The following is a 16,142-nucleotide window of genomic DNA, read 5'->3' as shown; positions in this document are numbered from 1 at the left end:
ATGAATGATCTAAACGTCAGATATTGAATCAGGTGCTTGCATAAATGACAAGACGGGCAAGCGCCCGTCCTGATGATATTACAGATTCTGGAAACAGCCTAAAATTACCAGCCCTTAACAGCACCGCCGTTGAAGACTTTGTTTGCTGCTTCGTACACTTCGTCAGACTGGTATGCCTGAACGAATTTCTTCACATTCTCAGCATCTTTATTGTCTTCACGAGTCACGATCAGGTTTACGTACGGAGAATCTTTATCTTCAACAAAGATACCGTCTTTAGCCGGGGTCAGGCCGATCTGGCTGGCGTAGGTCGTGTTGATGACCGCCAGTGCGATTTGTGCATCGTCCAAGGAACGCGGCAGCTGCGGCGCTTCCAGTTCAACCAGCTTCAGGTTTTTCGGGTTTTCAATCACGTCCAGCGCGGTCGGCAGCAGACCAACACCGTCTTTCAGTTTGATTAAGCCCACTTTTTGCAGCAGCAGCAGGGAGCGGCCAAGGTTAGTCGGATCGTTTGGAATCGCGACCTGAGAGCCTTCCTGCAACTCATCCAGTGATTTGATTTTTTTAGAGTAGCCCGCAATCGGGTAAACAAAAGTATTACCTGCGGCAACCAGTTTGTAGCCGCGATCTTTGATCTGTTGATCCAGGTACGGTTTGTGCTGGAAGGCGTTAGCATCAATATCGCCTTTGCTCAGTGCTTCGTTAGGCAGGACGTAATCGTTAAACGTGACCAGCTCAACGTCCAGACCGTATTTTTCTTTAGCCACTTTCTGCGCGACTTCTGCGACCTGCTGCTCTGCGCCAACAATAACGCCCACTTTGATGTGGTTAGGATCTTTTTCATCCTGACCGCAACCCACAAGTGCCAGAGAACCGATCAGGGCTCCAACTGCCGCAAAGGTTTTGAATTTGAACGCCATGCTTATTTCCTTTTCTTAATGAGTTTTTAGTGTTGTGTGCAACGTTATTTGTGCGTGACAGCCCGGACGATGCGATCACCGGATAACTGAATTAAATAAACCAGAATGACGAGCAATACCAGCACTGTATTCATGACGGTAGCGTTGTAGCCAATATAACCGTACTGATAACCAATCTGGCCAAGGCCACCGGCACCGACGGCACCGCCCATCGCGGAATACCCCACCAGCGTGATAAGGGTGATGGTGGCCGCATTGACCAGTCCAGGCAGTGCTTCTGGAAGTAATACCTTACGTACAATTTGCAGCGGCGTGGCGCCCATTGCACGGGAGGCTTCAATCAGCCCGGTCGGGATTTCGAGCAGCGCGTTTTCCACCATACGGGCGATAAACGGCGCGGCGCCGACGGTCAGCGGGACGATAGCGGCCTGCAGCCCAATAGAGGTGCCAACGATCATGCGGGTGAACGGAATCATCCACACCAGCAAGATAATGAACGGGATGGAACGGAAAATATTCACCAGTGCAGAGAGCGTGCGGTAGAGCTTCGCGTTCTCAATGATTTGCCCCGGCCGCGTTACGTACAGCAACACGCCAACCGGCAGGCCAATCACAAAACCAAAAAAACCGGACACAAAGGTCATTGCCAGCGTTTCCCATACGCCGCGAACCAGTAGCCACATCATCGGCTCAGACATAACCCAGTACCTCTACTTTTACATGGTGTTCCTGCAACCAGTTAATGGCTGCTTGTGTATCTTCCTGTGTGCCGTGCATTTCAGTCAGCATGATGCCGAACTTCACGCCGCCGGCGTAATCCATCTGCGCGCTAATAATGTTGTTATTCACGTTAAAACGACGGGCCGTCTCCGAAAGTAATGGCGCATCAACCGAATGACCGGTGAATTCCATGCGCAGCATTGGCACGCTGTCGGCTTCTGGCTTTGCTTTTAAACGTTCCAGATAATCTTCCGGGATATCCAGGTGTAGCGTGGACTGGATAAATTTCTGTGCCAGCGGCGTTTTCGGGTGGGAGAACACTTCGCTGACGGTGTCCTGCTCAATCAGCTCACTATTACTGATGACCGCTACGCAGTCACAAATGCGTTTTACAACGTCCATCTCATGGGTAATCAGCAGAATGGTGAGTCCCAAACGACGGTTAATGTCTTTCAATAATTCCAGAATCGAGCGGGTTGTTGCCGGATCAAGTGCGCTGGTGGCTTCATCACACAGCAACACTTTTGGATTGCTGGCCAGCGCACGCGCAATCGCCACTCGCTGTTTTTGTCCGCCGGAAAGGTTGGCCGGGTAGCTGTCGTGCTTGTCGCCAAGGCCGACTAAATCCAGCAGTTCTGTTACACGGCGTTTGATCTCTTCCTTTGGCGTGTTATCCAGTTCCAGCGGCAGCGCGACGTTGCCAAACACGGTACGGGAAGAAAGCAGGTTAAAGTGCTGGAAAATCATGCCGATTTGACGGCGAGCTTTAGTCAGCTCGGATTCAGAAAGCGTCGTCAGCTCCTGACCGCCAACCTGAACACTGCCCTCGGTTGGGCGTTCAAGTAAGTTAACGCAGCGAATGAGCGTACTTTTACCGGCACCGGAGGCGCCAATGACGCCATAAATCTGCCCGGCAGGAACGTGCAGGCTGACTTTATTTAGCGCCTGAATGGTGCGAGTCCCCTGCTGGAACACTTTGGTGATATTCGAAAGTTTAATCATTGGTTATTTATTATCGTAATTAAGTTAGCCGTGGCATTTTCGTCTGTCTGGGACGGTCGAAGCCGTCAACAAGATGGATGTTAAGGCATCCAGACGTCTAAATCAATCTAGCTTTGCACGATGAGCACTTTCTTGCCCGCCGAAACATGCGATACTAGAGCCACATGCCTTATTCAGGAGCTATAAAAGGTGGCAAAATCTGTACCCGCAATTTTTCTCGACCGCGACGGCACCATTAATGTGGACCACGGTTACGTACATGAGATTGACGAGTTCGAGTTTATCGACGGCGTTATTGATGCCATGCGTGAACTTAAAAATATGGGTTACGCGCTCATTATCGTGACAAACCAGTCTGGTATCGCTCGTGGCAAATTTACTGAGGCACAGTTTGAAACGTTGACCGAATGGATGGACTGGTCGCTGGCCGATCGCGACGTTGATTTGGATGGTATCTACTATTGCCCGCATCATCCGCAGGGCACAGTAGAAGAGTATCGTCAGGTCTGCGACTGTCGTAAACCGCATCCTGGAATGTTGATCTCCGCCCGAGACTTCCTGCATATCGATATGGCCGCTTCCTATATGGTAGGCGACAAGATAGAAGATATGCAGGCAGCGGCAGCGGCGAATGTTGGAACGAAGGTTCTGGTGCGCACGGGCAAACCTGTTACGCCGGAAGCAGAAAATGCGGCAGATTTGGTCATAAATAGTCTGGCAGACCTGCCAATGGCGATAAAAAAGCAGCAAAAGTAAGCGCAATGGATAAAAGGTGAGCGGTTGAAACAAAAATGCATTTTTCCGCTTGTCTTCCTGAGTCGACTCCCTATAATGCGCCTCCATCGACACGGCGGATGTGAATCACTTCACACAAACAGCCGGTTCGGTTGAAGAGAAAAACCTGAAAATGAGGGTTGACTCTGAAAGAGGAAAGCGTAACATACGCCACCTCGCGACAGAGCGCTAAAGCGCGTCGCAACTGCTCTTTAACAATTTATCAGACAATCTGTGTGGGCACTCGAAGATACGGATTCTTAACGTCGCAAGACGAAAAATGAATACCAAGTCTCTGAGTGAACACGTAATTCATTACGAAGTTTAATTCACGAGCATCAAACTTAAATTGAAGAGTTTGATCATGGCTCAGATTGAACGCTGGCGGCAGGCCTAACACATGCAAGTCGAACGGTAGCACAGAGGAGCTTGCTCCTTGGGTGACGAGTGGCGGACGGGTGAGTAATGTCTGGGAAACTGCCCGATGGAGGGGGATAACTACTGGAAACGGTAGCTAATACCGCATAACGTCGCAAGACCAAAGAGGGGGACCTTCGGGCCTCTTGCCATCGGATGTGCCCAGATGGGATTAGCTAGTAGGTGGGGTAACGGCTCACCTAGGCGACGATCCCTAGCTGGTCTGAGAGGATGACCAGCCACACTGGAACTGAGACACGGTCCAGACTCCTACGGGAGGCAGCAGTGGGGAATATTGCACAATGGGCGCAAGCCTGATGCAGCCATGCCGCGTGTATGAAGAAGGCCTTCGGGTTGTAAAGTACTTTCAGCGAGGAGGAAGGTGTTGAGGTTAATAACCGCAGCAATTGACGTTACTCGCAGAAGAAGCACCGGCTAACTCCGTGCCAGCAGCCGCGGTAATACGGAGGGTGCAAGCGTTAATCGGAATTACTGGGCGTAAAGCGCACGCAGGCGGTCTGTCAAGTCGGATGTGAAATCCCCGGGCTCAACCTGGGAACTGCATCCGAAACTGGCAGGCTAGAGTCTTGTAGAGGGGGGTAGAATTCCAGGTGTAGCGGTGAAATGCGTAGAGATCTGGAGGAATACCGGTGGCGAAGGCGGCCCCCTGGACAAAGACTGACGCTCAGGTGCGAAAGCGTGGGGAGCAAACAGGATTAGATACCCTGGTAGTCCACGCCGTAAACGATGTCGACTTGGAGGTTGTGCCCTTGAGGCGTGGCTTCCGGAGCTAACGCGTTAAGTCGACCGCCTGGGGAGTACGGCCGCAAGGTTAAAACTCAAATGAATTGACGGGGGCCCGCACAAGCGGTGGAGCATGTGGTTTAATTCGATGCAACGCGAAGAACCTTACCTACTCTTGACATCCAGAGAAGTTTGCAGAGATGCGAACGTGCCTTCGGGAACTCTGAGACAGGTGCTGCATGGCTGTCGTCAGCTCGTGTTGTGAAATGTTGGGTTAAGTCCCGCAACGAGCGCAACCCTTATCCTTTGTTGCCAGCGGTCCGGCCGGGAACTCAAAGGAGACTGCCAGTGATAAACTGGAGGAAGGTGGGGATGACGTCAAGTCATCATGGCCCTTACGAGTAGGGCTACACACGTGCTACAATGGCATATACAAAGAGAAGCGACCTCGCGAGAGCAAGCGGACCTCATAAAGTATGTCGTAGTCCGGATTGGAGTCTGCAACTCGACTCCATGAAGTCGGAATCGCTAGTAATCGTGGATCAGAATGCCACGGTGAATACGTTCCCGGGCCTTGTACACACCGCCCGTCACACCATGGGAGTGGGTTGCAAAAGAAGTAGGTAGCTTAACCTTCGGGAGGGCGCTTACCACTTTGTGATTCATGACTGGGGTGAAGTCGTAACAAGGTAACCGTAGGGGAACCTGCGGTTGGATCACCTCCTTACCTTAAAGAAACGTTCTTTGTAGTGCTCACACAGATTGTCTGATGAAAAGTAAATAGCAAGGCGTCTTGCGATTGAGACTTCAGTGTCCCCTTCGTCTAGAGGCCCAGGACACCGCCCTTTCACGGCGGTAACAGGGGTTCGAATCCCCTAGGGGACGCCACTTGCTGGTATGTGTGAGTGAAAGTCGCCGACCGAAGTATCTCAAAACAGACTTTCGAGTCTCGTTTGAGATATTTGCTCTTTAAAAATCTGGATCAAGCTGAAAATTGAAACGAAACACTGTTTCATTTCTCCGTAAACAAGAAATGAAAAGCGGTGTGTCCGAGTCTCTCAAATTTTCGCAACACTGAAGTGTTTTACGAAACATCTTCGGGTTGTGAGGTTAAGCGACTAAGCGTACACGGTGGATGCCCTGGCAGTCAGAGGCGATGAAGGACGTGCTAATCTGCGATAAGCGTCGGTAAGGTGATATGAACCGTTATAACCGGCGATTTCCGAATGGGGAAACCCAGTGTGATTCGTCACACTATCATTACGTGAATACATAGCGTAATGAAGCGAACCGGGGGAACTGAAACATCTAAGTACCCCGAGGAAAAGAAATCAACCGAGATTCCCCCAGTAGCGGCGAGCGAACGGGGAGCAGCCCAGAGTCTGAATCAGCATGTGTGGTAGTGGAACGGTCTGGAAAGTCCGGCGATACAGGGTGACAGCCCCGTACACAAAAGTGCATGTGTTGTGAACTCGAAGAGTAGGGCGGGACACGTGGTATCCTGTCTGAATATGGGGGGACCATCCTCCAAGGCTAAATACTCCTGACTGACCGATAGTGAACCAGTACCGTGAGGGAAAGGCGAAAAGAACCCCGGCGAGGGGAGTGAAAAAGAACCTGAAACCGTGTACGTACAAGCAGTGGGAGCCTCTTTATGGGGTGACTGCGTACCTTTTGTATAATGGGTCAGCGACTTATATTCTGTAGCAAGGTTAACCGAATAGGGGAGCCGAAGGGAAACCGAGTCTTAACTGGGCGTTAAGTTGCAGGGTATAGACCCGAAACCCGGTGATCTAGCCATGGGCAGGTTGAAGGTTGGGTAACACTAACTGGAGGACCGAACCGACTAATGTTGAAAAATTAGCGGATGACTTGTGGCTGGGGGTGAAAGGCCAATCAAACCGGGAGATAGCTGGTTCTCCCCGAAAGCTATTTAGGTAGCGCCTCGTGAACTCATCTTCGGGGGTAGAGCACTGTTTCGGCTAGGGGGTCATCCCGACTTACCAACCCGATGCAAACTGCGAATACCGAAGAATGTTATCACGGGAGACACACGGCGGGTGCTAACGTCCGTCGTGAAGAGGGAAACAACCCAGACCGCCAGCTAAGGTCCCAAAGTCATGGTTAAGTGGGAAACGATGTGGGAAGGCACAGACAGCCAGGATGTTGGCTTAGAAGCAGCCATCATTTAAAGAAAGCGTAATAGCTCACTGGTCGAGTCGGCCTGCGCGGAAGATGTAACGGGGCTAAACCATGCACCGAAGCTGCGGCAGCGACACTATGTGTTGTTGGGTAGGGGAGCGTTCTGTAAGCCGTTGAAGGTGTGCTGTGAGGCATGCTGGAGGTATCAGAAGTGCGAATGCTGACATAAGTAACGATAATGCGGGTGAAAAACCCGCACGCCGGAAGACCAAGGGTTCCTGTCCAACGTTAATCGGGGCAGGGTGAGTCGACCCCTAAGGCGAGGCCGAAAGGCGTAGTCGATGGGAAACAGGTTAATATTCCTGTACTTGGTGTTACTGCGAAGGGGGGACGGAGAAGGCTATGTTAGCCGGGCGACGGTTGTCCCGGTTTAAGCATGTAGGCGGAGATTCCAGGTAAATCCGGAGTCTTGTTAACGCTGAGGTGTGATGACGAGGCACTACGGTGCTGAAGTAACAAATGCCCTGCTTCCAGGAAAAGCCTCTAAGCATCAGGTAACACAAAATCGTACCCCAAACCGACACAGGTGGTCAGGTAGAGAATACCAAGGCGCTTGAGAGAACTCGGGTGAAGGAACTAGGCAAAATGGTGCCGTAACTTCGGGAGAAGGCACGCTGATATGTAGGTGAAGTGATTTACTCATGGAGCTGAAATCAGTCGAAGATACCAGCTGGCTGCAACTGTTTATTAAAAACACAGCACTGTGCAAACACGAAAGTGGACGTATACGGTGTGACGCCTGCCCGGTGCCGGAAGGTTAATTGATGGGGTTATCCGTAAGGAGAAGCTCTTGATCGAAGCCCCGGTAAACGGCGGCCGTAACTATAACGGTCCTAAGGTAGCGAAATTCCTTGTCGGGTAAGTTCCGACCTGCACGAATGGCGTAATGATGGCCAGGCTGTCTCCACCCGAGACTCAGTGAAATTGAACTCGCTGTGAAGATGCAGTGTACCCGCGGCAAGACGGAAAGACCCCGTGAACCTTTACTATAGCTTGACACTGAACACTGGTCCTTGATGTGTAGGATAGGTGGGAGGCTTTGAAGTGTGGACGCCAGTCTGCATGGAGCCAACCTTGAAATACCACCCTTTAATGGCTGGTGTTCTAACGTAGACCCGTGATCCGGGTTGCGGACAGTGTCTGGTGGGTAGTTTGACTGGGGCGGTCTCCTCCTAAAGAGTAACGGAGGAGCACGAAGGTTAGCTAATCCTGGTCGGACATCAGGAGGTTAGTGCAAAGGCATAAGCTAGCTTGACTGCGAGAGTGACGGCTCGAGCAGGTGCGAAAGCAGGTCTTAGTGATCCGGTGGTTCTGAATGGAAGGGCCATCGCTCAACGGATAAAAGGTACTCCGGGGATAACAGGCTGATACCGCCCAAGAGTTCATATCGACGGCGGTGTTTGGCACCTCGATGTCGGCTCATCACATCCTGGGGCTGAAGTAGGTCCCAAGGGTATGGCTGTTCGCCATTTAAAGTGGTACGCGAGCTGGGTTTAGAACGTCGTGAGACAGTTCGGTCCCTATCTGCCGTGGGCGCTGGAGAATTGAGGGGGGCTGCTCCTAGTACGAGAGGACCGGAGTGGACGCATCACTGGTGTTCGGGTTGTCATGCCAATGGCATTGCCCGGTAGCTAAATGCGGAAGAGATAAGTGCTGAAAGCATCTAAGCACGAAACTTGCCCCGAGATGAGTTCTCCCTGATCCTTTAAGGGTCCTGAAGGAACGTTGAAGACGACGACGTTGATAGGTCGGGTGTGTAAGCGTAGCGATACGTTGAGCTAACCGATACTAATGAACCGTGAGGCTTAACCTTACAACGCCGAAGATGTTTTGGCGAAGAGACACGATATTCAGCTTGATTACAGATGACATCGACATGCGAAAAGTGTGTTGATAGACAGAATTTGCCTGGCGGCTGTAGCGCGGTGGTCCCACCTGACCCCATGCCGAACTCAGAAGTGAAACGCCGTAGCGCCGATGGTAGTGTGGGGTCTCCCCATGCGAGAGTAGGGAACTGCCAGGCATTAAATTGCAGTAAACCGGGATGAATAATCCGGGTAGTGACAAAGAAATTCGGTGGAGCGGTAGTTCAGTTGGTTAGAATACCTGCCTGTCACGCAGGGGGTCGCGGGTTCGAGTCCCGTCCGTTCCGCCACTTATTAAGAGCCCTGAGCTAACGCTCAGGGCTTTTTCTTTTCCAGCGATTTAATTATTGCTGAATCCGCAAAAATCCTCTGCATTTTTCACTCTTTTTCGGCAAAGAACTGATGGTCATAATCCTCTCAGTTAACGAACATAGTGATTAACAAGAGGAATTCTATGACTATCCCTGCATTCGGTTTAGGTACGTTTCGCCTGAAAGACGACGTGGTTATCGCTTCTGTCAAAACGGCGCTTGAGCTGGGCTACCGTGCTGTCGACACTGCGCAAATCTATGAAAATGAAGCGGCTGTTGGTCAGGCAATTGCCGAAAGTGGCGTACCGCGTAACGAGTTGTACATCACCACCAAGATCTGGATTGAAAATCTCAGCAAAGACAAACTGATCCCAAGTCTGAAAGAAAGTCTGAAGAAACTGCGTACGGATTATGTCGATCTGACGCTGATCCACTGGCCATCTCCGGGCGATGCGGTATCCGTTGAAGAATTTATGCAGGCGCTGCTTGAAGCGAAAGAGCAGGGGCTGACTCGCGAAATTGGTGTCTCAAATTTCACTATTCCGCTGATGGAAAAAGCCATTGCTACAGTAGGTGCAGACAATATCGCGACCAACCAGATTGAGCTGTCTCCGTATCTGCAGAGTCGTAAGGTGGTTGACTGGGCTAAAGCGCACGGTATCCACATCACCTCTTACATGACGCTGGCTTACGGTAAGGCGCTAAAAGATGAAGTGATTGCACGTATTGCCGCTAAACATAACGCGACCCCGGCGCAGGTTATTCTGGCATGGGCAATGGATGAAGGTTACTCCGTGATCCCTTCATCTACCAAGCGTGAAAACCTGGCAAGCAACCTGCTGGCGCTGGACCTGCATCTGGATACTGAAGATAAAAAAGCGATCGCGGCACTGGACTGCAACGATCGTCTGGTCAGCCCGGAAGGCCTGGCCCCTGATTGGGATTAATTGCCCGACCCTCTGTACCTTTAACCCTCTTTCACAGCTCCTTCGGGAGCTGTTCTTATATACTCACTTAAAAAGTCTATAAATGCCCGAATGCGTGTACTGACCGCACGATCGCTGTAGTAAACGGCGCTGAAAGGCATTTCTACCGGCAGACGTTTATCGGCCAGCAGCTCCACCAGTTCTCCCCGCGCGATCTCTTTATCAATCATATAATCTGAAAGACATGCGATACCATTGCCGCTCAGGCAAAGCTGTTTTAACGTTTCCCCGCTGTTGGAAGAAATCCCACATTCGACCTCATGGAGCTGTCCGTCGCTACGGGCAATCGGCCAGGTATTGAGTGAAACGGGTTCGGAAAACCCCAGACACAGATGCTGCTTTAACTGTTCGACGGTCTCGGGCTTGCCAAAACGGGCAATATAGTCCGGTGAGGCAATAATCTTACGATAACTGGTAAACAACGGACGCGCACGCAGGCTCGAGTCAGTCAGCGTACCTGCTCGTATCGCGACATCCACTTTTCGTTCAATAAGATTGATGAACGTTTCTGAGGAGACAAGAGACAACGTCATGTCAGGATATCTCTCACGGAACGGTCTGATTAGCGGCATCAGGAAATGCAGCATCACCGGCGTTGCCGCGTCGATACGCAGCAGGCCGCGCGGGGTATTGCGCGACTCCATGATTTCCGTTTCTGCTGCTGCCATCTCTTGCAGTATCTGCTGCACACGCCTGAAGTAGCGTTCTCCTTCTTCAGTCAGGCTTAGCTGTCGGGTAGTTCGATTAAGCAGACTCACACCCAATTTCATCTCCAGCTTTTTTACTGCCCGACTGACTGCGGAATTAGCCTGACCGAGTTGTTCTGCCGCCCGGCTGAAGCTGCCGCTTTCCACAACGGCCACAAAAATCGCAAGTTCTTCAGAGGTTGCTTTCATTTTTGCACCTGACGCAAAATTATATTGAGATTTTGAATATTTTTGTTATTAAAACATCCCGGCATACTGCGTGTCATCTGATTACTGATGTTACGGAGTTATTTATGCCTCTCGCATTATTTGCACTAACAATAAGTGCCTTCGCTATTGGCACGACTGAGTTTGTGATTGTTGGCCTGGTGCCGACCATCGCTCAACAACTGGCGATCTCGTTACCTTCAGCCGGGATGCTGGTTTCAATCTATGCGCTGGGTGTGGCGATTGGCGCACCAGTGCTGACCGCTCTGACCGGAAGCTTGCCACGTAAAAAGTTGCTTGTCGCGCTGATGGTCCTGTTTACGGCGGGGAATTTACTGGCATGGCAGGCACCCGGGTATATGACACTTATTGTCGCCCGTCTGCTGACGGGGCTGGCTCACGGCGTATTCTTCTCGATTGGTTCCACTATCGCGACAAGTCTGGTGCCAAAAGAAAAAGCGGCTTCCGCTATCGCTATTATGTTCGGTGGCTTAACCGTTGCGTTGGTCACGGGCGTGCCGCTGGGTACGTTTATCGGCCAGCACTTTGGCTGGCGTGAGACTTTCCTGGCAGTATCAATGTTAGGCGTGATTGCGCTGATTAGTAGCCAACTACTGATCCCGGCTAACATTCCTGGTCGAGCGGCCGCCAGCATTCGCGACCAGGTGAAAGTGCTGACTCATCCTCGTTTGTTGCTGATTTACGCCGTTACGGCATTGGGCTACGGTGGTGTGTTCACGGCTTTCACCTTCCTGGCACCGATGATGCAGGATCTGGCGGGCTTCTCCCCGGCAGCGGTGAGCTGGATCTTACTGGGTTACGGCGTATCAGTCGCTATCGGCAATATCTGGGGCGGTAAGCTGGCGGATAAACATGGTGCGGTTCCTGCGTTGAAATTCATTTTCGCCGCACTGTTTGTTCTGCTGATGGTCTTCCAACTGACGGCTTCCACGCAGTACGCCGCGCTGGCTACCATTCTGGTGATGGGGATCTTTGCCTTCGGTAACGTACCGGGGTTGCAGGTCTACGTGGTACAGAAAGCGGAACAATTTACGCCCAATGCTGTTGATGTGGCGTCAGGGCTGAACATTGCAGCGTTTAACATTGGTATTGCACTGGGTTCCGTGATTGGCGGACAAACGGTCGAGCATTATGGGTTGGCGCAGACACCATGGATTGGCGCACTTATTGTTCTGGTGGCTTTCCTGCTGATGGGGCTGAGCGGCCGTCTTGATAAGCCCACGCACGTTGCTCTGGGGTAAATCATTGATGTAAGCGCCCACTTACAAAACAAACTGCAATTGTTCGTTGAAAGTGAGTGCTAAAATCCCTATAACAGAAGAACCAGTCCGGCTGCGGACTGGTTGACGTTACAGAGGTTTGAAAGTCTAAAGTGCGAAAAAACACCTATGCCATGCGTTATGTTGCCGGACAACCCGCCGAGCGGATTTTACCGCCGGGCTCGTTTGCGCATATTGGCCAGGCATTACCCGCAGGCGTACCGTTGAGCAGTGAAGATCGCATTCGCGTGCTGGTATGGAATATTTTTAAACAGCAGCGAGCTGAGTGGCAGTCGGTGCTGAAGAATTTTGGCAAAGACGCGCATCTGGTGTTATTGCAGGAAGCGCAAACCACACCAGAACTGGTGCAGTTTGCGACCACTAACTATCTCGCTGCCGACCAGGTTCCCGCCTTTGTGCTGCCTCAGCACCCCTCTGGCGTTATGACACTCTCCTCCGCCCATCCTGTTTACTGCTGCCCATTGCGCGAGCGTGAGCCTATTTTACGGCTGGCGAAATCGGCGCTGGTGACGGTGTACCCGTTGCCTGACACTCGGTTGTTAATGGTGGTGAATATCCACGCGGTTAACTTTAGCCTTGGCGTTGATGTCTATAGTAAGCAGTTACTTCCCATTGGCGATCAGATTGCTCATCACAGCGGTCCGGTGATTATGGCCGGCGATTTTAATGCCTGGAGCCGTCGACGGATGAATGCGCTGTACCGCTTTGCGCGTGAAATGTCGCTGCGCCAGGTGCGCTTTACCGACGATCAGCGCCGCCGCGCGTTTGGTCGTCCTCTCGATTTTGTGTTCTATCGCGGTCTGAACGTGAGTGAGGCCTCTGTGCTGGTCACCCGCGCCTCCGACCACAACCCGCTACTCGTTGAATTCAGTCCCGGCAAACCTGAACAATAACGGTGTGTCAGGTCTGCCGTAGGGCAGGCCTGTGATGGTTGCCCTTCATATTTCACAACAACCGAAGGACAACACAATGACAACACGCTCTCATCATGACAACGTCGAAAAACAGTTTGGTTCTCAGGCTAATGCCTACTTAACCAGTGCGGTGCACGCCTCTGGTCGTGACTTGCAACGTCTGGGGGAAAGGTTGCTGGCATTTCCGCAGGCCCGCGTGTTGGATATGGGATGCGGAGCGGGGCACGCCAGCTTTGTGGCCGCGCAATACGTAAAGCAGGTAGTGGCATATGATTTATCGTCGCAGATGCTTGACGTGGTCACTGAAGCGGCAAAGGACAGAGGTCTGGAGAATATCGCCACACGGCAGGGTTATGCTGAAAGCCTGCCGTTTGAAGATAACGTATTTGACGTGGTGATTAGCCGCTATTCCGCGCATCACTGGCATGATGTCGGGCGTGCGTTGCGAGAAGTGAACCGCGTTCTGAAGCCCGGCGGCGTGCTGATTGTGATGGATGTGATGTCGCCAGGCCATCCTGTACGTGACATCTGGTTGCAAACTGTGGAGGCGTTACGCGATACCTCGCACGTACGCAACTATTCCAGCGGAGAATGGCTGTCGTTAATCAATGACGCCAATCTGATTGCCGATACCTTGTTAACCGATCGTCTGCCGCTGGAGTTCAGTTCGTGGGTGGCGCGGATGCGCACGCCTGCAGCATTGAGCGACGCGATCCGTGTATACCAACAAAGTGCTTCTGCGGAAGTGAAAGCCTATTTTGCGTTACAGGAAGATGGCTCGTTTACCAGCGACACGATAATGGTTGAAGCACATAAAGCGGGATAAATAAAAAAGGCACTGGGGGGAAACCAGTGCCTTCATTTCTACAATGCTATCAGGAGTCCGGCATACCGCTGTTTTTCACAAACAACGTTAGCTGATCGCCTGGCTGCAGATTGTTCGTATCGCTGTTCCAGCGCATCACATCCTTGATGTTAACCCCGTGGCGTTTGGCAATGCTCGAGAGCGAGTCGCCTTTACGCACACGATAGGTGATGCTATCGCTGTTGTTCGCCAGTCGCTGTGCGCTGGTACCAGCGCCCACCGTCAGATTTTGGCCTACTTTCAGCGATGATCCGCGCAGATTATTCCACTGCTTAAGGTCATTGGTGCTCACGCCAAGACGTGAAGCGACGCCAGAAAGCGTATCGCCAGAGCGAACTTTGTAGCTACGGCTGTTCAGCGGCGTGTTATCCGCAACCAACGTTGACTGCACGGCTGCAATTTCGCCTGAGGCCAGAGACTCACGCAGCTTCTCTGCATGCTTCTTTGGCACCATCACATATTGCGGACCGCTGGCACCCAACGTGGAGCCTTTCACGCCTGCATTGAAGGTTTTCAGCTTGCTGACGGAAATACCTGCCATATCGGCAACCTGAGCCATTTCAACCGGGCTACTCAGGCGAACACGTGCCAACGCGCGGCTTTCGTCTGTTGTTGGCAGACGCACGCCATAGCGTTTGCTGTTTTTGAGTATATCGCTCAATGCCAGCATTTTTGGCACATATAGCTTCGTTTCCTGAGGCAATGGCAACGACCAGAAGTCAGTGGGTTTACCACGGGCTTTGTTCGTTTTAATTGCCTTCATGACACGACCTTCACCGCTATTATAAGCAGCAACGGTCAGCAGCCAGTCGCCATCAAACATTTTGTTCAGACGCTGCATCATGTCCAGTGCGGCGGTGGTGGAAGCCACAACGTCGCGACGTGCATCATAATTGCGGGTCTGTTTTAAACCATAATTGCGCCCCGTGCTCGGAATGATCTGCCAAATACCTGCGGCATTGGCGCCAGACGTTGCGTGAGGATCAAAAGCGCTCTCCACTATGGGTAGTAGTACCAGTTCCATTGGCATGTTACGTTTCTTAACCTGCCCGGCTATCCAGTACATATACGGCTCTGCCCGTAAAGTTACATCGTGGAGATAGCTCTTATTGCGTAAATACTTCTGTTTCTGTTCGCGAATCCGGTTGTTTTCCGGAATTCCCATCTTTAGCTCGTCACCAATGAAAGCCCACAAATCTTGATCAGCAGCGATAGATGTTCCGTCGTCCATCCATCGCGCCTGACTTGTAAACTTTCCTGCTTCCCCTTGACCAGCTGCAGAAAGGCTCTGTGCGTGTTGTTGGACGTTACCAGTATTCTGGCACCCAACAAGCAGGACAGAGGCGAGTAATATCGCTTTTGCCTTCATGTGTGTGTCAATAGTTGCTTAAAAGACGACCGATCATAACGGCGAAGTTTTCAAAAGGCAACCCGGAATTGTCAGAACGTATCTTTCTTTGACCTTAACCAGGCAAAACGCTCTTCAGGTTGTTGCAATATTGTTTTTTTATTTATTTCATTAATTAAATCAATATCTTCCGTTCTTAAAAAAAGATTATTTCGTCGCTCATTTTTCAGAATTACGGGCAGTGTCATTTGTTTTTTTACGCGTAACTCATTAACTTTACGATAATATTCATTTATGAACGGATCGTGCGGAAGAATGCTTAAGGCAAACTTCATGTTTGCTAATGTGTACTCATGTGCGCAACAAATCAATGTATCGTCAGGAAGTGCGTTTAGTTTTTTAAGTGATTGATACATTTGAGATGCTGTGCCTTCAAAAAGCCGACCGCAGCCACCGGAGAAGAGCGTGTCGCCGCAAAACAGGTAAGGGTGGCTAAAGTAACAGATATGTCCTAAAGTGTGACCCGGCGTAGCAATTACCGTAAATTCATGCCCCAAAACGAGTGCAATATCGCCATCTTCGACTATATGCGTCGTTCCCTTATCTTGCGTTTCAGCCGGTCCGTATACCGCTATTTGTGGGAAATGTTGCAGAAGTTCTTTCACGCCGCCCACGTGATCCTGATGATGATGTGTCAGCAGAATGGCCTCGGGAACCCAGTTATGTTCTGCAATAGCTTTCAGAACAGGTTCTGCTTCACCCGGGTCCACAATCAGACAATGTTTGTCATTATTCGACAGGACCCAGATGTAATTGTCCTGAAATGCAGGAATACTGTTAAGATTCATAGATTACCTCT

General features: G+C 51.2%; 11 protein-coding genes, 2 tRNA genes and 3 rRNA genes. 10 read left to right on the top strand and 6 right to left on the bottom strand.

The window, feature by feature from the left end; all coding sequences use genetic code 11:
- Positions 1 to 104: 104 nt before the first annotated feature.
- The 3 genes from metQ to metN are packed head-to-tail and all read right to left on the bottom strand — an operon-like array spanning position 105 to position 2,642.
- Positions 105 to 920, bottom strand: a complete 816-nt coding sequence (gene metQ, locus HV037_RS19325; RefSeq protein ID WP_006686809.1) for a methionine ABC transporter substrate-binding lipoprotein MetQ — start codon at positions 918 to 920, stop codon at positions 105 to 107.
- 44 nt (positions 921 to 964) lie between these two features.
- Positions 965 to 1,618 carry a methionine ABC transporter permease MetI gene (locus tag HV037_RS19320; protein WP_016151781.1) on the bottom strand — a complete coding sequence of 218 codons (654 nt, stop codon included), beginning with the start codon at positions 1,616 to 1,618 and terminating at the stop codon, positions 965 to 967.
- Positions 1,611 to 2,642: a methionine ABC transporter ATP-binding protein MetN gene (metN, locus tag HV037_RS19315; RefSeq protein ID WP_103283487.1), complete on the bottom strand. Its 1,032-nt coding sequence runs from the start codon at positions 2,640 to 2,642 to the stop codon at positions 1,611 to 1,613. The genes HV037_RS19320 and metN overlap by 8 nt, the downstream gene beginning before the upstream one ends.
- 189 nt (positions 2,643 to 2,831) lie before the next feature.
- Here metN and gmhB point away from each other — a divergent pair, with 189 nt between their 5' ends.
- From gmhB to dkgB, 7 genes are all read left to right on the top strand, one after another.
- Complete coding sequence (gmhB, locus tag HV037_RS19310) at positions 2,832 to 3,398, top strand: D-glycero-beta-D-manno-heptose 1,7-bisphosphate 7-phosphatase (protein ID WP_016151783.1); 567 nt, start codon at positions 2,832 to 2,834, stop codon at positions 3,396 to 3,398.
- Positions 3,399 to 3,762: 364 nt separating this feature from the next.
- Positions 3,763 to 5,304 (top strand): 16S ribosomal RNA (locus tag HV037_RS19305).
- A gap of 85 nt (positions 5,305 to 5,389) precedes the next feature.
- A tRNA-Glu gene (locus HV037_RS19300) sits at positions 5,390 to 5,465 on the top strand.
- Positions 5,466 to 5,685: 220 nt separating this feature from the next.
- Positions 5,686 to 8,592, top strand: a 23S ribosomal RNA gene (locus HV037_RS19295).
- 94 nt (positions 8,593 to 8,686) lie between these two features.
- Positions 8,687 to 8,802: ribosomal RNA gene (gene rrf, locus HV037_RS19290) — 5S ribosomal RNA — on the top strand.
- Together the 16S, 23S and 5S rRNA genes with 2 tRNA genes alongside form the textbook arrangement of a ribosomal RNA operon.
- A 55-nt stretch (positions 8,803 to 8,857) precedes the next feature.
- Positions 8,858 to 8,934: transfer RNA gene (locus HV037_RS19285), tRNA-Asp, on the top strand.
- A gap of 164 nt (positions 8,935 to 9,098) precedes the next feature.
- Positions 9,099 to 9,902 carry a 2,5-didehydrogluconate reductase DkgB gene (dkgB, locus tag HV037_RS19280; protein ID WP_049282727.1) on the top strand — a complete coding sequence of 268 codons (804 nt, stop codon included), beginning with the start codon at positions 9,099 to 9,101 and terminating at the stop codon, positions 9,900 to 9,902.
- Positions 9,903 to 9,922: 20 nt separating this feature from the next.
- Here the strand turns inward: dkgB and yafC are convergent, their stop codons facing one another.
- Positions 9,923 to 10,837, bottom strand: a complete 915-nt coding sequence (gene yafC, locus HV037_RS19275) for a DNA-binding transcriptional regulator YafC (RefSeq protein ID WP_103283488.1) — start codon at positions 10,835 to 10,837, stop codon at positions 9,923 to 9,925.
- A 104-nt stretch (positions 10,838 to 10,941) separates the two neighbouring features.
- On the opposite strand from yafC, the gene HV037_RS19270 reads away from it, so the two are divergent.
- The 3 genes from HV037_RS19270 (at position 10,942) to HV037_RS19260 (ending at position 13,896) form a co-directional block, all read left to right on the top strand.
- A complete protein-coding gene (locus HV037_RS19270; RefSeq protein ID WP_103284442.1) occupies positions 10,942 to 12,117 on the top strand; it encodes an MFS transporter in 1,176 nt (391 codons plus the stop codon).
- A 131-nt stretch (positions 12,118 to 12,248) separates the two neighbouring features.
- Complete coding sequence (locus tag HV037_RS19265) at positions 12,249 to 13,049, top strand: endonuclease/exonuclease/phosphatase family protein (protein ID WP_029139415.1); 801 nt, start codon at positions 12,249 to 12,251, stop codon at positions 13,047 to 13,049.
- Between the two features lie 76 nt (positions 13,050 to 13,125).
- Positions 13,126 to 13,896, top strand: a complete 771-nt coding sequence (locus HV037_RS19260; protein WP_049271174.1) for a class I SAM-dependent methyltransferase — start codon at positions 13,126 to 13,128, stop codon at positions 13,894 to 13,896.
- Positions 13,897 to 13,945: 49 nt separating this feature from the next.
- Here the strand turns inward: HV037_RS19260 and mltD are convergent, their stop codons facing one another.
- Positions 13,946 to 15,304 (bottom strand): murein transglycosylase D, encoded by a 1,359-nt coding sequence (mltD, locus tag HV037_RS19255; protein ID WP_029139416.1) that lies wholly within the window; start codon positions 15,302 to 15,304, stop codon positions 13,946 to 13,948.
- A gap of 71 nt (positions 15,305 to 15,375) precedes the next feature.
- Positions 15,376 to 16,131: a hydroxyacylglutathione hydrolase gene (gene gloB, locus HV037_RS19250; RefSeq protein ID WP_046274999.1), complete on the bottom strand. Its 756-nt coding sequence runs from the start codon at positions 16,129 to 16,131 to the stop codon at positions 15,376 to 15,378.
- Positions 16,132 to 16,142: the final 11 nt, after the last annotated feature.

It is taken from the genome of Citrobacter sp. RHBSTW-00017 (assembly GCF_013797615.1).
Lineage (GTDB): Bacteria > Pseudomonadota > Gammaproteobacteria > Enterobacterales > Enterobacteriaceae > Citrobacter > Citrobacter braakii.
This window is presented reverse-complemented; position numbering and strand designations above follow the sequence as displayed.